Here is a 17,489-nt window from a genome sequence, read left to right as displayed (position 1 = left end):
CCCTTTCTATGAGTAGAAAAAGAGAAAGGAATCCCTTTCTCTATATGTTTTCTGCCATTTCTTCTTTAAATCCGAAGAAGTACGTAAAGATAAATCCAAAAGTATATGCCACTACTAATCCAAGGAAATATAATAAATATTTATTATCAGCAATTAACGGAATTAATGATAATCCTGATACACCAATTCCAAGTGCAGCTGTTTGCATAACTGCTTGGAATGCACCGCCGACAGCTGCCCCTAAACAAGCAGTGAGAAACGGTTTCCCAAGTGGTAATGTAACCCCGTATAATAACGGTTCACCAATTCCTAAAAAGCCAACTGGTAATGCACCTTTAATTACGTTACGAAGTCGTTTGTTTTTTGTTTTCACATAGATAGCAATCGCCGCCCCTACTTGCCCAGCTCCAGCCATTGCGAGTACCGGTAATAAAGGCGTTACGTGCGTCTGATTAATAAACTCCATATGAATCGGTGTTAAACCGTGATGTAACCCGACCATAACGAGCGGTAAAAATGTTCCAGCAAGTACTGCTCCAGCAAACGCTCCGCCAATACTTAAAATACCATTAATTCCATTTGTAATTCCTTCAGATAAGAAACCTGCTACCGGCTGAATCGCTAACATCGTAACGATACTTACGACTAACACAGTAATAAGTGGCGTTATGATAATATCAACTGCATTTGGCACTGCTTTTCGAACTTGTCTTTCCACTACAACCATAAGCCACGCTGCAAAAATAACTGCAAATAATCCGCCCCGTCCAGGTACTAACGCTTCACCGAATAATTTTACATTCGCCATTGCCGGGTTGAAAATTAAAATACCAGCAATCGCCCCAAGAACTGGAGTCCCGCCAAACTCTTTCGCCGTATTCCAGCCGACTAAAATGCCTAAGAATGTAAAGATACCGCCGCCAATAAGTAGTAACATTTGTAGCCAAGTTGCATTCGGATCAGCACCTGCGTTTTTCGCAAAGTTAGCGACCCCGTTTATAATTCCTGACGCAACAAGACCTGGAATTAACGGAATGAAAATACTTCCTATTTTTCTTAAAAAGTTTTTCACTGGTGTATTATTTTTCTTCTTAATCTCTGACTTCATCTCTTGCCCAAGGTCTTCAAGGTGATGATCTGCCACCTCACCAATTCGCAGTCCCGTTAAACTTTCCATCTCAGCTGCTACTTTGTTTACCGTTCCTGGACCAACAACAACTTGAAGCGTCTCATCTTCAATAACACCCATAACCCCTTCAACCTTTTTCAAAAGATCCATGTTTACTTTACTTTCATCATGAAGCGTTAATCGCAGTCTCGTCATACAATGAGCAATGCCACGAATATTTTTCGCTCCCCCAAGTTGCTCTGAAATCTCTTTGGCCATTCTCTGTTCTTTCTTCATAATAGAATCCCCCTCCCTATTATTTTATAGTGCCTTCTTAACAAACCCTTTCGCTTCTTTTAATTTCTCCAGTGCCTCCCCATACTCACACTGCAATAGCACCATAACAATCGCAGCTTTCACATTACGTTCTGCTTTTTCATAATGCTCTGCTGCTACTTCATAACTAACCCCTGTTGCTTCCACAATAATTCGTTTTGATCGTTCTACTAACTTTTCATTCGTAGATTGAACATCTACCATTAAGTTTTTATATACTTTCCCTACACCAATCATAGAAGCTGTTGAAATCATATTGAGCACTAATTTTTGCGCTGTACCAGCCTTCAAACGCGTTGAACCTGTTAAAATTTCTGCGCCCGTTTCTACTTCCACATTTAGTTTTGCATATTTACTTATTTCAGCATTTTTATTACAAGAGATACTAGCTGTACTCGCTCCCACTCTCTGCGCGTACTTCAAGCCGCCAATTACGTAAGGAGTTCGACCACTTGCCGCAATTCCAATCACAGTATCTTTCTCATTTAATCCAATACTTTTCAAATCTTCTTCTGCTAACTCTTCGCGATCTTCGGCACCTTCTACCGCCTTAGTAAACGCTTTCAATCCACCTGCTATAAATCCTTGCACCATTTTATCATCTGTACCAAATGTCGGCGGACATTCCACTGCGTCTAAAATACCTAAACGACCACTCGTACCAGCCCCAATGTAAATTAAACGTCCCTCTTCTTCAAAAGATTGAATAACAGCCCCTACAACCTTTTCAATTTGTTCTATCTCTTTTTCAACTGCTAATGCAACAGTCCGATCTTCTTCATTCATACTTTGCAGAACTTCTTTTATACTCATCTCATCTAAATTCATCGTCTTCTCATTACGATGTTCTGTCGATAAATTCTCTAACATATTTACCACCCACTCTGAAATTTAATTTCATACTTTTATTATAACTTTAAGAAATTTAAAATCAATATTACTTTATTATTTTATGAAATTTTATTTCTTTTCATGACGAATTTATGTCCGTCCGTATGCAAAAAAAGATGGGTTTCCCCATCTTCTCATTTCAGCTTCCGTAATCGCAAAGCTTCTTCTCTTGTTTCCATAAATTGATCCAGCACTTTATTACCAATGCGATTAAAAGTAATCACATATAGAGCATCTATCATGTTCAATTGCGTCATTCTTGAAGCAATACTTGCAATACGATGATCTTGTTCTACATCTGGCATACAAAGGCGAATATCCGCTTCTTTATATAACGGTGATGATTGATCAAGCTTCGTAATCGCAATTACTGTTGCACCTTGTCTCTTCGCATATTGCGCCATTTCAAGTACATCTTTCGTACGACCAGATGTTGAAATCGCAACAAATATATCGCCCTCTTTTAAATTCGTCACAAGCGGTAACATCATATGAAAATCAGATAGCATCATCGCTGTAAATCCGAGCCTTGTAAATTTATAAGCCCCGTCCATCGCTGGAGTAGCTGATCCGCCTACTCCGTAAAATATAATTTTGCCCGCATTTACAATACGATCTGCAGCTTTCTCAAGTTCTTTTTTATCTATCGCCGTAACGCTCGCCTCAATTGCAGCTTTATTCACATATGTAACTTTATTAAACAAGTCGTACGGGCCATCTTCCGTATTCATCACTGAAAAATCATTAATATTATAATCAGCAATCGTTAATTCACGAACGAGCGCGATTTTAAATGCTTTAAAGCTTCCGATTCCAATCGACTTACAAAAGCGAACAACACTCGCCTCACTTGCGCCTGCATTTGTTGAAACTTCTTTCGTCGTTAAGTTCGGAACAATCTCTGCATTCTCCATTATGTACATGGCAACCTTCTTTTCAGCTGGTGAAAATTGATCCATATTACTTTCAATTTTAAATAGTAATGTTGAAGCTTTCACTATTTAACCTCCACTTCTTACGGTTGCGTTCACTTATTTTCTCTTGCTTCAAGAAGGTAAAAACCATCATCACCAGGAGGATGAAACACATTTACAATGCGATTCCCTTTTTGATAAACAGTTCTTTCCCCTTCTGTCCACTTCTTTTCCCAACCGTTCATCCAAATCGCAACATCAGGTAAAAAAGCAGTATATTTCAGCTTCTGGTCGTACTCACCATCTGCTTCTTCCGAGAAAATAGAAACCGGAAAATCTTTCACTTTTGATTCTTTCCATGCAGTAAATGGTATGCACAATAAAAGAAGCATAATTACACCTATAATTTTTCCCTTCGTAATCCTCAAACACTTCCCTCTCCTTGTCATATCACATACATAGATTTTACCATAATTACAAACCTTTCATGCCACATGACTATTGCTTTTTGCAATAAAAAAGAGCTTACCTACTTCAGATAAGCTCTTCCTCTTTACACGAAATATTTCTTTAAAAGCGGCGGCGTAATAATCGTCGTTAATATAACAACAATAACAATTGCTGTGAAATTTTCTTTCGCTAATAAATTCGCCGCAAGTCCATTCGCTGCGATGATAAGCGCCACTTCTCCGCGCGATACCATCCCCGCACCAATACTAATAGAAGATTGAAGGTTGAATCCTGTTAGTCTTGCTCCTAAACCTGATCCAATTAACTTTGTGAAAATCGCAATAAGCGTCATGATGATAATGAACCAAAGCTGGCTTCCAATACCTTGAAATGTAATCTCCATTCCGATACTTACAAAGAACACTGGGACAAATATTGCATATGCAATTGGTTCAATTTTATGCTCTACTTCGTGCTTATACTCTGTTTGCGAAATGGCAATTCCGGCTGCAAATGCTCCGATAATACCTGCAATCCCCATCATTTCACTGTAATACGAAAATGAGAAACAAATAATAAGAGCCGCACTAATTAACGCTTCTGTTACGCGAAGTGGCACGAGCATTTTCATAATCCACGGAACCACTTTCCAAGAAATGAAAACGATACTTACAAAAAAGATAATTTTCTTTGCAATGACAAGCGTTACATTTACATCTTGTGTACCTAAAAAACTCATCACAAATGCTAATAAAATAACAACAATTACATCATCAAATACAGCTGCCCCTAAAATCGTCGTACTTTCTCTCGTATTCATTTTCCCTAAATCTCTTAATGTTTGAACAGAAATACTAACTGAAGTGGCACAAAGTAATAACCCTAAAAAGATCGCATGCGACTGTAACATTCCAAACGCAAGTCCTGCTAAATACCCACCAAGGAATGGGAAAATAATTCCTCCCATCGCTACTGCGAATGCAGATTTCAAATTCCGATTTAACTCTTCTAAATCTGTTTCAAGTCCTGCCATAAACATAAGTAGTAAAACACCAATTTCACTCAGTTCATCGATCAATTCAGAACTATTAATAATACCGAGTACAGCCGGACCGATAATAATACCAACAATTAATTTACCAAGTACAGAAGGCTGGCCGAGTCTCACACTAATATCACCAGCTAATTTCGTACAAAGTAAAATGACGACAAGTTCAAAATAAAATAGCATAGCATCTTCTCCTACTTTAACTTTAATCAGTGGGTTTTCTCCATCCGAATAGATTGGTAATCCCCGTCCATTCCTGCAAGTAGTTTCCCCTATTCATTCGCATTTTATTTGTCACATTTCTATTTGACAAAATATTCTGAATTATAATAAAATGAACCCAGCAATTCCAAAAACTATATACCATAACTGTACCTCCATTTACTTACATACTCTTTTCTAGTGGGCTCATACTACATTCGCAGTTATGGAAATGAAAAAACGGGGGGAGAGTCCAAAGTGAAGTCATTATTACGAAAAAAAGCGCTTAGTACTGAATCACCGCGGCAGCTAGAACGGACATTAACAGCACTCGATTTAACATTCTTAGGAATTGGCGCCGTAATTGGAACAGGGATTTTTGTATTAACAGGTATTGTCGCAGCGAAACATTCTGGTCCTGGTATTATGCTATCATTCCTTATTGCTGCATTTACTTGTGCATGTGTAGCCTTTTGTTATGCCGAATTTGCTTCTTCTATTCCTGTCTCAGGAAGTGTGTATACTTACGCATACATGACAGTCGGAGAAGTCGTCGCCTTCATCGTTGGCTGGTGTTTAATGCTCGAATATTTACTTGCAGTCGCAGCAGTAGCTGTCGGTTGGTCTGGTTATTTACAATCTTTACTACAAGGGTTTAACATCCATCTGCCTGCCATAATCGCCTCGGCCCCTGGCGTAGGAAAAGGTGGTCTCATCGATTTACCAGCTGTTTGTATTTTACTACTCATTACGGGACTTTTAAGTTTTGGTATACGTGAAAGCGCACGCATTAATAATATTATGGTTCTTATCAAGTTAGCTGTTATTATCGCCTTTATCGTAGCAGGCGCAAAATATGTAAAACCTGAAAATTGGACTCCTTTCATTCCGTTTGGATACGACGGTATCATTACTGGAGCTGCCACTGTGTTCTTCGCCTTCTTAGGATTTGATGCAATCGCAACCGCTGCGGAAGAAACGAAAAAACCACAGCGCGATTTACCAATTGGCATTATCGGTTCCCTTCTTATTTGTACTGTTTTATACATGATTGTATCTTTCGTTTTAACAGGTATGGTTCCATATACACAATTAGATGTTTCTGATCCAGTTGCGTTTGCCTTACATTTCGTTGGCGAAGATACAATTGCAGGACTACTCGCTGTTGGAGCAATGACTGGTATGACAACCGTTCTCTTAGTCGTTATGTATGGACAAGTTCGCGTTTCTTATGCGATGAGCCGCGACGGTCTACTTCCAAAAGCGCTAGCACGTGTGAATAATAGAGTAAAAATCCCTTTATTAAACACGTGGATCACTGGTGTTGTTGCCGCTTTATTAGCAGGACTGTTAGACTTACATTTACTAGCGAATTTAGTAAACATCGGTACGTTAACAGCCTTTACATTCGTTTGCTGCGCGGTACTTATTTTACGAAAAACACACCCTGACTTAAAACGCGGATTCCGCACACCATTCGTACCTGTATTACCTGTTGTCGCGATTCTTTGCTGCTTATATTTAATGATTAATTTGTCTAAAACGACATGGATTAGCTTTATCGCTTGGCTTATAGTCGGCTTATGTTTCTATTTCTTCTACTCTAGAAAACATAGTCATTTAGCTGCTGAAAAAACAAGTGATGAAGAGAAAAAAGCATAACAAAATAGCTCGCCGATAAAATGGCGAGCTATCTTTCTGTGTTATTATATTTTCTCGTTAACGAGTGTAAAATGAAAAATATGCCGATGCAAGCTGTAAACGATGCCCAATTTCCTATCGGTGTAGAATATTTTAAAACGCCAATACCTACAAGCACTATGAAAAGAATCACCTGATATATAAGCTTCCACTTTTGCATATATTCCCTCCTTTACTTCGTTCCCTTCTTTTTCTTCTTCCATGCATTCACACTATCAAAGAAGAAGTTAATAAATAACGTACCTAGACCTGCTAATAAGAAAGTCATTAAAAATAAAATCCAAATACTTTTATCTTTTAATAAATAATATCCTACAAGGAGCACAACCGCGATCCATACATATTCAAGAATTCTTTTTAGCTTTTTCTGTTCCAAATTATTCGCTCCTTTTTTCTATGCTATTTTTAGTATAACAAAAAAGAAGCCTATCATGATAAGCTTCTTTTTCTTCTCTCTTATTTGTTCATACTTTTTTCAACGAGTGAAATCGCATATTCTAACGTACGATTCATTGATTCTACATACTCAGTTTTTGCTTTTGCATCTTTTAATACAGCTTCTGCTACTGTGATTTTTTGGCTCAATGATTTCACTGAACCGTCCGTTACATTTGCATCTTGCGCTTTTTTTACTACTGCTTTTGCAGATTCAATATTGATTTGTAATTTTTCTTTCGGTGTTTTCGGTTGTTCTACTACTTTAGATTGTACAAATGTTACATTAGCTGTTTTTAATTCGTTATACGTTTGAACGATTTGCTCTCCCGTACTCCCTACATTTTCAAATGCTTGCTTTGCATTATTATAGCTTTTCTCTAATTCTTGAAATGCTTCTTTTGAATATTGACCTGGCTTGTCGCCAAACTCATACGTACCAGCTAACACTTCTTTCACTTTTCCAAGCTCTTCATATAACGCGTTCACTTGCTCTAACTTTGTACGGTTAGAAAACTCATTGTACGCCGCTAATACTTCTGAAGAACTTAACGATTTACTATATAATCTCGCAAGCGCAATTTGTCCGTTCAACGGAATACCACCATTTCCTTTGCTATCAGGGTCAGCTCCAAATGCAAATGGTACGTTCGGATGAGACACTTTCCCTTTAGCTGGCTGGCTATTTACTTTTTTACCATCGACATAAATAGCTACTTCACTTCCGTTATATGTTCCTGTTAAGTGATATGTTTTGTTCGCTTCTAATTGAACGCCAACACGTTTATAACTGCCACCAATATGAGCCCACAATTCAACATATCCACTTCCTGTAGATTCAAAGCCAATTCCGCCGCTCTCTGTATTTTGTAAAATACCTTGTCCGCGAATTTCATTCATTGAAAATACAGTTTCTAGCGTGAACGTATTTGCTACTTTCTCTTTTTGTGCTGCTGAAAATGAAAGGTACCCAAATGTATTAGATTGTCCGTTTAACTTCATAACATTCTTTTTCAATGCTTTATCATATTCAATAGTCACATTGCCCTTCACATCACCTTTTGTTCCAAATGGTGAATTGTCTTTAAATGTACCATCTGCAAAATTCACATCAAAAACATCAGCCCTTGGTACTTTTACATTCGGATCAATATCATCTTTTTTTGTAGTAATTTCTGCCGTTAACGGCTGCGCACTTTCATTACCGAATGAATCGATCGCAACGACTTCAAGCGTATATGTTTTTCCGCCATCTAATCCTGCAAGCGTAAACGTAAGATCTTTTGGCACTGGATCACGATAAAACTCTGAGAATGCTAACAATTTATTCTTTATTTCTCCCGTTTGCTTATCTCTAGCTTGTACACGATAAGAGTGAACAAGAAGGTTGTCCAATGCTTGTGGGAATGTTACTGTTGCTGCATTTTCTGTTACATTTGATACTGATAACTTCGCATCTGTCGAAAAAGATGGTTTTTCTTTATCACGATCTTCTACATGTGTAAAAGTTTCTTTCTTTGCTGGTAATTTAATTTTCCAAGGCTCACCTGTCCAAGAATTTGTATGAAAATCACGACGATTAATCGTTACTTCTTCATCATCTACTTCTACTAATAAACCTTGGCTTAATGTGCTAGCTCCTGGCGGGATATTCCCTTGTACTTTACCACCTTCAACTTCCATGTAACTTATAGAAGATGTACCAACTGATGTAAAGTCTTTTTGATGAATCGATCTTGGATCATCTAGCGGATAATGTGAATGACCTGAAAACGTAATAGCCTGCGGATATTCTTTTAATACCGCATTAATTTTTGCGCTATCTTTTGTTCCCCATTCATGACTACCGTAAACTGTCTCTTTAATGTGTTGGTGTAAAAATACGAAAATTGGTTTTTCTGGATCATCTTTTTGCGCTTTTGCCATTTCTTCTTTTAACCAATTAATTTGCTTGTCTGAATAATATCCATGAGTTGTACCGTCCTCCGGAGACATAACAAGGAAATGATACCCTTTCACCACTTTATGATAATAAATCGATTCCATACCTGTTTTTTCTAAGAAACGCTTCTGTGCGCCCTCTACAGATAAACCGTTCCAATAATCATGGTTACCAAGAGAATTCATTCGCACGGCATCTTTATTTGCATTTTCATTATACACTTGCATGAAACGATCATATTGTTGTACCGATCCTGTATCTGTGAAATCACCTACGATAACAAATGCATCTTGCTTTGGTGCAAGGGTATTGAGCTGTTCAATCGCTCGTTTCCAGCGAAACGTATCATCCGTTCCACTATTTTTAATATGTACATCACTTACGACTGGAAAAACTATCTTCTTTTCACTTGGTGCCTTTTCTTGCTTCTTCTCTTCCGCTTTGACTGATGTACTCCACGGAAATGATACGAATGCTAATACAAAAACCATTAATAATCCAATAAGACCTTTTACTTTTCGTAAAGCTGTTCTTTCCACGTGAATCCTCCTCATAATAATTGATTCATTACAAGGGCTATTTTATCTAAAACATGTTAATGTCGTTTAAATAACAAATGAATTTTATTAGATTTTTGTAAATATACAGTTAATTAGAGGTTAAGTCCAACATTCCTCGTACTTGTATACAACCACCTTTTGTCTAAAAGAGTCTGATCATTCTTTTCCTATGACTATTCACATATAATCTTTTCTATAACACTAATGATAAGTTAAGGTTTAAGCCTATTAGACAATTTTAATTTTTAATATTTCCTTCTTTTTTAACACATCGGCCATGCTTTTACATTTAATAGTAGTAAAAGACAACTTAAAAGGAGGGGTTGTATTGAAGAATAAAAAAAATATTGGCTGTTTCGCTCCTTTATCTATCATTTGTCCAGATCCTTGTCCACCGCCCCCTCCTCCAAATCCAAGTTGTGAGCGAGTAACAAATGAATTTGCAGGGAATTTCCTCATAACGAACAACACCATTCCCTCTACCAAAGATGCACTACAATCAATGATACTGTGGCAAAGTGATGGGATACTACTTATATCAGGCACTGTCTCGGTTTACAATAGTACTAGCAGCACAGAAGCAATTACAATTCAAATCGTTGGAGCAATAACCAATATTTTTACTGTGTTTCCCGGCAATACAATATCTTACACAGGAAAAGACTTACAATCAGTCAGTATTATTAATATACAAAGTAATCCTTCACTATATTTAGAAGGCAAGTACTGTTGCCAATTTACATGTTGCTTATGAACACTCCCCCACTTAGAAAAGCTTGAAGTGGGGGTTTCTAACGTTCCGATCTAACGGACGATTAACGTCAGGAGAGTTAACACATTAGCGAGCTGTTTCACGCCTAACCCCTCTATCCCATTTTTCCATGCATTTGGGATTACTTTTCGTAAAATGTTAGCCGCAGCATTTACATCTGCATGAATTAAAGTTTTATTTGCTGAACGATATATGCCGCGCTTTATTCGTTTTCCTGAAAAAGTTGTATTTTGGTCATTTTCTCCATCACGTTCACTTACGTTTAGAGGTGGGAGTCCTCTCGAAAGGCATGATAGAATACCAATTTTATTACTTTCTCAATTAAAAAAAGCATGCCATTTATGGTATGCTTTTTTATGAAATCGGATAACGTACAGTAATACAAAACTCTCCTTGATTAACAGTTGTTCCTGTCGTAGTAATTCGAACAGTCGTAAAATATCGGACAGTGAAAGTACCACTACTTTGTGGTTGTACAGTAATTGTGTCAACTACTGTTGCACCTACTAAAAAGTCAACTGTAATCGGAGCAGCTCCTACATCATATTTCACGTATCCTGAACCATATACTTCTTGCGTGATATTATTTGTATATACAATTTGAGTACCAGCACCTGTAATAGACCAGTCTGTACATACTTGATCTTGCACAAGCGTTTTACTCGAACAACAAGACAAACTGGAACTTCTTATTCCCATCTTGATCCTCTCCTATTCTGCTATGAAAGTGGATAACGTGTTGTAATACAAAATTCTCCTTGATACGTTCCAGCAGGTGTTGCAGGTAACACAACTTGTATACTATCAAAGCGGCGATACGTAAAAGCAATACTAGTTCCGGGGTTTAATGTTTGTGTATCAATTGTAGCCCCAGCAGAATCAAGAGCTTCTACAGTAATTGGACCTGGACCAACATCATATTTAACAAAACCAGTACCCACTACGTTTTGGCTAATATTATTTGTATAGAGAACATTATCAATTGCTGTTGCAACTACAGTAGCAGACCACGGACTACACACTTTATCTTGTACATAATTTTTATCTGGACAGCAAGTTAATGCTGTCCCTGAGCACTCACAAGACATAGTTGTTTCCCCTCTCTCTTTTATATTCCCTATATGTGTATGTCCTTTAGAGTCTTTTGCCTGTACTATTCATCTATTTTCAAAAAATATTCAAATGACTAGATAGATTCCGTTTTTTTTCTTTTTTTCATATATTTATAGACAAAGATACTAGCCACGATAAGCAGAACGCCTCCTAGTATCGGTAACATATATTGCCCCACAACATCCGCCGCTTTTTCCCAATGCGGACCTAATTTCATTCCAAAATAGACATATAAAGTCGTTAACGGGAACATTGCTACAAATGTATAGATGCTAAATTTCCATATGTTCATTTTCGCCATACCACATGGAACAGAAATAAGCGTTCGAACACCAGGTACAAAGCGTCCAACAAATGCTACAACTGGTCCATATTTCTCAAAGAAATCATCTGCTTTTTGAATTTGTTCTTCTTTAATAAAGAAGTATTTCCCGTATTTTATTAATAGAGGACGACCACCGTAATAACCGAGTGCGTATAACGTTAATGGTCCTGTCGTTCCGCCAAGTGTCCCAGCTAATACAGCTAGCCAAAAATTCATATCTCCCTCATACACCCAATATCCAACCATAGGCAAAACGACTTCTGCTGGAATAAATTCAAACGTTAAAGCTAGTACAACTCCAAAATAAGAAAACTGCTTTAAAAACTCAATTATATCTAAAATAATTTGCTCCATATTTTTAACTCCTATCCGATATTTACATTATGCTTTTCTTGCAATTGCACTGGCGCCATTTTGACAATTCGGTTCAAAATAAACAACACAATTCCAATATCATCTAAAATACCGATAAACGGTAAGAAGTCTGGAATTAAATCGAGCGGCATCGCTACATAACCAACTAAAAAAGCAACGGATAAGATTTTCTTCTTTATTGAAACCTCTTTTGAAGTAAAAAAGTCAAATAGGAATGGAACGAAACGGCGAACATGAAATACAACTCTTAATCTACTAATAAGTTTTTTCATTTTTATTTCTCCTCTCTTTGTATACAAAAAGGACCCTACCAAATATGGTAAGGGTCCTAAAAAAGACAAGAAGGGGCCTTTACCATTGCTGGTAAAGGTCTCACTAACAACGAAACGTTGCCAATAAAGCCGAGGGTTTCTCCCTGTAATGACGACTTTACTGTAATAAGTTACTCCCCTTTATATACACAATTTTATACAATCACATTAAAATATTTTGGAGGGCTTGTCAATATATTTTATATCCCAATCCCTCCTGCTTAACCTTCCGTAAAAACAAAAAACGTATAGGAAATTTCTTACTATCTCATAATATACATAATCATTTTTGAATGAAAGGAGAGGTTTCATTTGCATACCGTATGGAAAGGTGCACTTTCACTTGGACTATTAAATATAGGAATTAAACTATATAGCGCTGTAGAAGAAAACGATATAAAATTTTTAAGCCTTCATAAAGAATGCTTAACACCTATTAAATATAAAAAATTCGCTCCTGATTGTACGGATGAAGAAATTGATGATAAAGATATTGTAAAAGCCTATGAATACGCACCTCATAAGTACATTATTATGGATGAAAAAGAATTATCTGCGTTGCAAAAAGCTCACGAACCACGATCTATTCGTATTATATCTTTTATCCAAAATAACGAAATTGATTCTGTTCTCTATGATCGTTCTTATTTTATAGGTCCTACTCCAGGACACGAAAAATCGTATTTATTATTAAAAGAAGCTCTTGAACGTACGAATAAACTTGGTCTTATCCATATTTCCATTAGAAAAAAACAACATTTAGCTATTATCCGTAACTTTGAAGATGGGCTTATGTTGCAAACTATTCACTATCCTAATGAAATTCGCGATATAACAAATATACCTAACTTACCAAGTAACGAAAATTATCCGATTCAAAAACAAGAACTCACCGCAGCAATCAACTTAATTCACCATCTTACAAACCCTTTCGAACAAGAGTTATATACAGACGAATATAAAGAAGCTCTTACCGAATTAATCGAAAATAAAATTGAAGAACAAGAAAAAACGGAAACCATCTCTCCTGCTCCAAACATCATCAATATTATGGAGACATTACAGGCAAGTATTGAACAAGCAAAAATAAAAAGAGACAATAAAACAGAAAAAGAGGCCAAATAAAATTGACCTCTTTTTCTTTAAAGCGGATTACATTTCGGCATTTCGAGTCCAGATGATTGGGCTAATTTTAATAAATAATAACATTCCTCTCTTGCCATATGATCTGCCATTCTTGCTGATAATGCACTTAATATTTCATTTGATAACTCCAATTCTTCAACTTCATGTAAAAAATGTGAAAATAATTTTAGTTCAAGTGAAACATCTTTTGTAAACTTCTTTAATGCAGGAAAATGATGAAGCTCTGTTCTTAAATACCCCGTCATTTCAACTGCCTTCAAATAAAATTGTTCAAAGTGCTTCTCGAATTCTTCACTTTTCTCTTTCAACCTTTTTTCAACAAGATCTAGCCCACCAGAAATAGAGCCCGCATGACCTGCCGCATCCGTTAACCAAACGAGATGATAATGCAGTTCATGAAAAACAGGTGGAACTTCCCCCTTCTTCAAAAACTCTAAAACCGTTATATACTCTTCCACTTCGTTTACCATATGATTAATAAAAGTTGGCGTAAAATGAATTGTAATTTTCCCTTCCAACTGTTTCTGTATAATATTTAATTTAAACGTCCGAATCTCCTTAGCTGCTTGTTCCGCCTCTTTGGAAAATGCCACGAGATTCACATTACGAACTTTATTTAACAGATTCGTAAATAGCTCAACAAAATAAGTAGCTTTTTTTATATCTTCTTTTTCCTTTGGAGCTAACGCATCAAGTAAAAATTGCGCATGATCACTCAGTACTTTTAGCCAAAATTGATGCTCAAACAACGCACTTTCTTCATAATTTCTCTCCACCAAATCCCCTCCGTTTATTCATCCTTCTCTACCACTTGAAGTTTATATCCATCTGGGTCTTGTACTACAATACTCCTCGCACATTCATTTTCTGTATATAAAATTTCATAAAACGCTAGCTTCTTTTTCAATTTCTCTATGTTAGAAATCGTAAATGTTAAAACCTCACATGAATCTGTAACACTTTTTTCCCGCCCACCTAACATGCGATTCATGACAAAACTAATTCTCGTTGAATCAGCATCATACCAAACCCCTGTTACATCTAATTGAGGTCTTTCTAAACTAGGTTTAATTCCTAAAATCCCTTCATAAAAATACAAAGTTTCCTTTAAGTTCTTCACTTCTAATACAATACATTGCCCCACATTCATTCCCCCTGTACCTATTACCTTTTTATATGTGTCATAAATGCCTATTATGTCTGAATACAATACGTAGTGATGAAGAATATAGGGAGGTTTATTAATGGATAAATATATGAAATCATATGTGCCATATCATAGTCCTCAAGATCCTTGTCCTCCTATTGGTAAAAAATATTACTCTACCCCTCCTAATTTATATTTAGGTTTTCAACCGCCAAATTTGCCACAATTCTCACCGAAAGAAGCACTACAAAAAGGAACTTTATGGCCTGTTTTTTATGACTATTACGAAAATCCTTATAAAAAAGGGCGGTGACGACTGACGTGAACCAGCCACTACCAGAAGAATATTATCGACTTTTAGAGAATCTCCAAGAATTAGACTTTGTACTAGTCGAACTAACACTTTACTTAGACACCCATCCAGACGATACAGCAGCTATTAACCAATTTAATGACTTTTCCTATAAACGAAGAGTACTAAAACAACAGATGGAAGAAAAATATGGACCACTTCAACAGTATGGAAATAGCTATTCTAATGCCCCTTGGGAATGGAGTAAAGGTCCTTGGCCATGGCAAATATAAAGGAGAGAAACTATGTGGATTTATGAAAAAAAATTACAATACCCTGTTAAAGTAGGAACTTGTAATCCAGCGCTTGCAAAATTATTGATTGAGCAATACGGCGGTGCAGATGGAGAGTTAGCTGCTGCACTCCGTTACTTAAATCAGCGTTATACAATTCCTGATAAAGTCATTGGCCTCCTTACCGATATTGGCACAGAAGAATTTGCGCATCTTGAAATGATTGCTACGATGGTTTATAAACTAACGAAAGATGCAACTCCTGAACAAATGAAAGCTGCTGGACTTGACCCTCATTATGTTGATCATGATAGTGCACTTCATTATCATAACGCAGCCGGTGTTCCATTTACTGCAACCTATATACAAGCTAAAGGTGATCCGATTGCCGACCTATACGAAGATATTGCCGCTGAAGAAAAAGCACGTGCCACATATCAATGGCTCATTAATCAATCAGACGATCCCGACATAAATGATAGCTTACGCTTTTTACGTGAACGAGAAATTGTCCATTCACAACGTTTCCGAGAAGCTGTAGAAATTTTAAAAGAAGAACGCGATCGAAAAATTTATTTTTAACACACGTATCTTAGCGATATGTGTTTTTTTTACGTTTGAAGTTAAATCCTTCCTATTAAACATATAAATAGTATATTTATTCGATTTAATGTATTATTTTTTAATTTTTTCAAAATTCCCTATTGCTTTCTAGTCATCAGACCTTTAAAATAGTAACAGTTACTCGACAAATTATTTGAATTTTCGACAAAAACACTCATTAGGAGGATTTTCTTTATATGCGTACAACTTTAAAACCAGCGCAAATACTTTCGATTAGTTTATTACTATTCGCAGTTTTCTTCGGTGCTGGTAATATGATTTTCCCGCCCCTTCTTGGTCTTTCTTCCGGAGAAAATATGTGGATTTCCATTACAGGATTTATTATTACAGACGTCGGTTTATCTTTACTAGCTATCGTCGCTGTTGCCCTTGCCGGTGGTAGTTTCAACACTTTAGCAAGCCGTGTTCATCCAAAATTCGCAGCAATATTCGCTATCATTATTTATCTTTCAATCGGCCCACTATTTGTTATTCCACGAACTGGATCTGTATCTTACGAAATTGGGATTGCACCACTTTTCCCAGATCAATGGTATTCTATGTTAATTTTTAGCGCGATTTTCTTTACAGTCGTTTACTTCTTATCATTAAATCCATCAAAATTAGTAGATCATATCGGAAAAATATTAACGCCAATTTTACTTGGGATTATTGCAATTATGGCAACAAAAGCGATTCTTTCACCAGGAACATTTGCAGAACCTATTGGTGACTATAAAGAAATCCCATTTTTCAAAGGTTTTCTTGAAGGATTTTTAACGTTAGATGCAATTGGTGCTCTCGTATTATCAACAATTGTTGTAAATGCAATTCGTCAAAACGGTATACAAGAGAAGAAATCGATTGCGAAATATACAATTATTTGCGGAAGCATTGCCGCTCTATTCTTAACAATTGTTTATTTCCTACTAGGTTATATCGGCGCTTCAAATGGCAATCTAGGACAATTTGAGAACGGTGGTCAACTATTAGCTACTGTTATGTACCAATTCTTTGGGACAAGCGGTAATATTTTATTAAGTATCGCCATTATCTTCGCTTGTTTAACGACAGCAATCGGTGTTGTAAGTGCATTCGCCAACTATTTCGCAACAGTGCTAACTAATGTTTCTTACAAAAAGCTCGTACTATACGTTTGTATTTTTAGCTTCATGATTTCAAACTTAGGCTTAAGTTTATTAATTAAAATTACCTTACCTGTATTAATCATTTTGTATCCAATTACAATCATTTTAATTTTCGTATCATTTATCGATAAATATACGAAACGTAAACCTTCTGTCTACATCGGAGCAATGATCGCTGCATTCATTATTAGCTGTATTCATGCACTTGATAATGTGGAAATGATACCAAACTTTATTGCTAATATCGTACACACCATTCCTTTTTATAACTTAGGAATCGGCTGGATTATCCCAGCAATCATCGGTGGTATAATCGGTTACTATATTCCGCAAACAGAAGCTGAAGGTGAAGTTTCTACAAAATAAAAAGAAGCAAGC

The 17,489-nt window shown here is 36.5% G+C and carries 21 protein-coding genes and 1 pseudogene; 7 read left to right on the top strand and 15 right to left on the bottom strand.

Annotation, left to right across the window (positions count from 1 at the left end):
* Positions 1-40 precede the first annotated feature (40 nt).
* The 5 genes from KI369_RS11965 to KI369_RS11945 all read right to left on the bottom strand — a co-directional run bounded on the left by KI369_RS11965 (position 41) and on the right by KI369_RS11945 (position 4,930).
* On the bottom strand, positions 41-1,405 hold the full coding sequence (locus tag KI369_RS11965; protein ID WP_212956075.1) for a PTS transporter subunit EIIC: 1,365 nt from the start codon (positions 1,403-1,405) through the stop codon (positions 41-43).
* A 24-nt stretch (positions 1,406-1,429) separates the two neighbouring features.
* Complete coding sequence (gene murQ / locus KI369_RS11960) at positions 1,430-2,314, bottom strand: N-acetylmuramic acid 6-phosphate etherase (RefSeq protein ID WP_212956074.1); 885 nt, start codon at positions 2,312-2,314, stop codon at positions 1,430-1,432.
* A gap of 155 nt (positions 2,315-2,469) precedes the next feature.
* The gene (locus tag KI369_RS11955) at positions 2,470-3,333 is read right to left on the bottom strand and encodes a MurR/RpiR family transcriptional regulator (RefSeq protein WP_048526333.1); all 864 of its coding nucleotides are present in this window, start codon (positions 3,331-3,333) and stop codon (positions 2,470-2,472) included.
* A gap of 29 nt (positions 3,334-3,362) precedes the next feature.
* Positions 3,363-3,677, bottom strand: coding sequence for an outer surface protein (locus KI369_RS11950; RefSeq protein ID WP_212956073.1), 315 nt, complete (start codon positions 3,675-3,677; stop codon positions 3,363-3,365).
* A 125-nt stretch (positions 3,678-3,802) separates the two neighbouring features.
* Entirely contained in the window at positions 3,803-4,930 is a 1,128-nt protein-coding gene (locus KI369_RS11945) for a cation:proton antiporter (RefSeq protein ID WP_000899803.1), read from the bottom strand.
* Positions 4,931-5,206: 276 nt separating this feature from the next.
* Between KI369_RS11945 and bcaP the strand changes: the two genes are divergently transcribed.
* On the top strand, positions 5,207-6,610 hold the full coding sequence (bcaP, locus tag KI369_RS11940; protein WP_212956072.1) for a branched-chain amino acid transporter BcaP: 1,404 nt from the start codon (positions 5,207-5,209) through the stop codon (positions 6,608-6,610).
* A 28-nt stretch (positions 6,611-6,638) separates the two neighbouring features.
* Here bcaP and KI369_RS11935 read toward each other — a convergent pair whose 3' ends face one another.
* The 3 genes from KI369_RS11935 to KI369_RS11925 all read right to left on the bottom strand — a co-directional run bounded on the left by KI369_RS11935 (position 6,639) and on the right by KI369_RS11925 (position 9,565).
* A complete protein-coding gene (locus KI369_RS11935) occupies positions 6,639-6,809 on the bottom strand; it encodes a hypothetical protein (protein ID WP_212956071.1) in 171 nt (56 codons plus the stop codon).
* 12 nt (positions 6,810-6,821) lie between these two features.
* Complete coding sequence (locus tag KI369_RS11930) at positions 6,822-7,025, bottom strand: hypothetical protein (protein WP_212956070.1); 204 nt, start codon at positions 7,023-7,025, stop codon at positions 6,822-6,824.
* Between the two features lie 80 nt (positions 7,026-7,105).
* Positions 7,106-9,565, bottom strand: a complete 2,460-nt coding sequence (locus tag KI369_RS11925) for a LamG-like jellyroll fold domain-containing protein (protein WP_212956069.1) — start codon at positions 9,563-9,565, stop codon at positions 7,106-7,108.
* Positions 9,566-9,914: 349 nt separating this feature from the next.
* Between KI369_RS11925 and KI369_RS11920 the strand changes: the two genes are divergently transcribed.
* Entirely contained in the window at positions 9,915-10,340 is a 426-nt protein-coding gene (locus KI369_RS11920) for an S-Ena type endospore appendage (protein ID WP_212956068.1), read from the top strand.
* A 50-nt stretch (positions 10,341-10,390) separates the two neighbouring features.
* On the opposite strand, the pseudogene KI369_RS11915 reads toward KI369_RS11920, so the two are convergent.
* From KI369_RS11915 to KI369_RS11895, 5 genes and pseudogenes are all read right to left on the bottom strand, one after another.
* Positions 10,391-10,603: pseudogene (locus KI369_RS11915) on the bottom strand (RNA-guided endonuclease InsQ/TnpB family protein); the annotation flags it as partial.
* 109 nt (positions 10,604-10,712) lie between these two features.
* Entirely contained in the window at positions 10,713-11,057 is a 345-nt protein-coding gene (locus KI369_RS11910) for a DUF3992 domain-containing protein (protein ID WP_212956067.1), read from the bottom strand.
* Positions 11,058-11,077: 20 nt separating this feature from the next.
* Positions 11,078-11,446: a DUF3992 domain-containing protein gene (locus KI369_RS11905; protein ID WP_212956066.1), complete on the bottom strand. Its 369-nt coding sequence runs from the start codon at positions 11,444-11,446 to the stop codon at positions 11,078-11,080.
* Positions 11,447-11,544: 98 nt separating this feature from the next.
* The gene (locus KI369_RS11900; protein ID WP_212956065.1) at positions 11,545-12,150 is read right to left on the bottom strand and encodes a DedA family protein; all 606 of its coding nucleotides are present in this window, start codon (positions 12,148-12,150) and stop codon (positions 11,545-11,547) included.
* Between the two features lie 11 nt (positions 12,151-12,161).
* Positions 12,162-12,443 carry a YkvA family protein gene (locus tag KI369_RS11895; RefSeq protein ID WP_000733851.1) on the bottom strand — a complete coding sequence of 94 codons (282 nt, stop codon included), beginning with the start codon at positions 12,441-12,443 and terminating at the stop codon, positions 12,162-12,164.
* A gap of 351 nt (positions 12,444-12,794) precedes the next feature.
* Here KI369_RS11895 and ku point away from each other — a divergent pair, with 351 nt between their 5' ends.
* Entirely contained in the window at positions 12,795-13,607 is an 813-nt protein-coding gene (gene ku / locus KI369_RS11890; protein WP_074564993.1) for a non-homologous end joining protein Ku, read from the top strand.
* A 17-nt stretch (positions 13,608-13,624) separates the two neighbouring features.
* On the opposite strand, the gene KI369_RS11885 is transcribed toward ku, so the two are convergent.
* The gene (locus KI369_RS11885) at positions 13,625-14,404 is read right to left on the bottom strand and encodes a DUF2935 domain-containing protein (protein ID WP_071729225.1); all 780 of its coding nucleotides are present in this window, start codon (positions 14,402-14,404) and stop codon (positions 13,625-13,627) included.
* 14 nt (positions 14,405-14,418) lie between these two features.
* Entirely contained in the window at positions 14,419-14,838 is a 420-nt protein-coding gene (locus tag KI369_RS11880; protein WP_212956064.1) for a VOC family protein, read from the bottom strand.
* 34 nt (positions 14,839-14,872) lie between these two features.
* Between KI369_RS11880 and KI369_RS11875 the strand changes: the two genes are divergently transcribed.
* The 4 genes from KI369_RS11875 to brnQ2 all read left to right on the top strand — a co-directional run bounded on the left by KI369_RS11875 (position 14,873) and on the right by brnQ2 (position 17,477).
* On the top strand, positions 14,873-15,088 hold the full coding sequence (locus tag KI369_RS11875) for a spore coat associated protein CotJA (RefSeq protein WP_000362188.1): 216 nt from the start codon (positions 14,873-14,875) through the stop codon (positions 15,086-15,088).
* An 8-nt stretch (positions 15,089-15,096) separates the two neighbouring features.
* Positions 15,097-15,360 carry a spore coat protein CotJB gene (gene cotJB, locus KI369_RS11870; protein ID WP_001075543.1) on the top strand — a complete coding sequence of 88 codons (264 nt, stop codon included), beginning with the start codon at positions 15,097-15,099 and terminating at the stop codon, positions 15,358-15,360.
* 12 nt (positions 15,361-15,372) lie between these two features.
* Positions 15,373-15,942 carry a spore coat protein CotJC gene (gene cotJC, locus KI369_RS11865; RefSeq protein ID WP_000265278.1) on the top strand — a complete coding sequence of 190 codons (570 nt, stop codon included), beginning with the start codon at positions 15,373-15,375 and terminating at the stop codon, positions 15,940-15,942.
* Positions 15,943-16,160: 218 nt separating this feature from the next.
* Positions 16,161-17,477, top strand: coding sequence for a branched-chain amino acid transport system II carrier protein BrnQ2 (brnQ2, locus tag KI369_RS11860; protein WP_212956063.1), 1,317 nt, complete (start codon positions 16,161-16,163; stop codon positions 17,475-17,477).
* The last annotated feature ends 12 nt before the right edge of the window (positions 17,478-17,489 follow it).

This window comes from Bacillus sanguinis, from assembly GCF_018332475.1.
Lineage (GTDB): Bacteria > Bacillota > Bacilli > Bacillales > Bacillaceae_G > Bacillus_A > Bacillus_A sanguinis.
The sequence above is the reverse complement of the archived record's forward strand: the minus strand, read 5'-3'. Positions and strand labels throughout refer to the sequence as shown.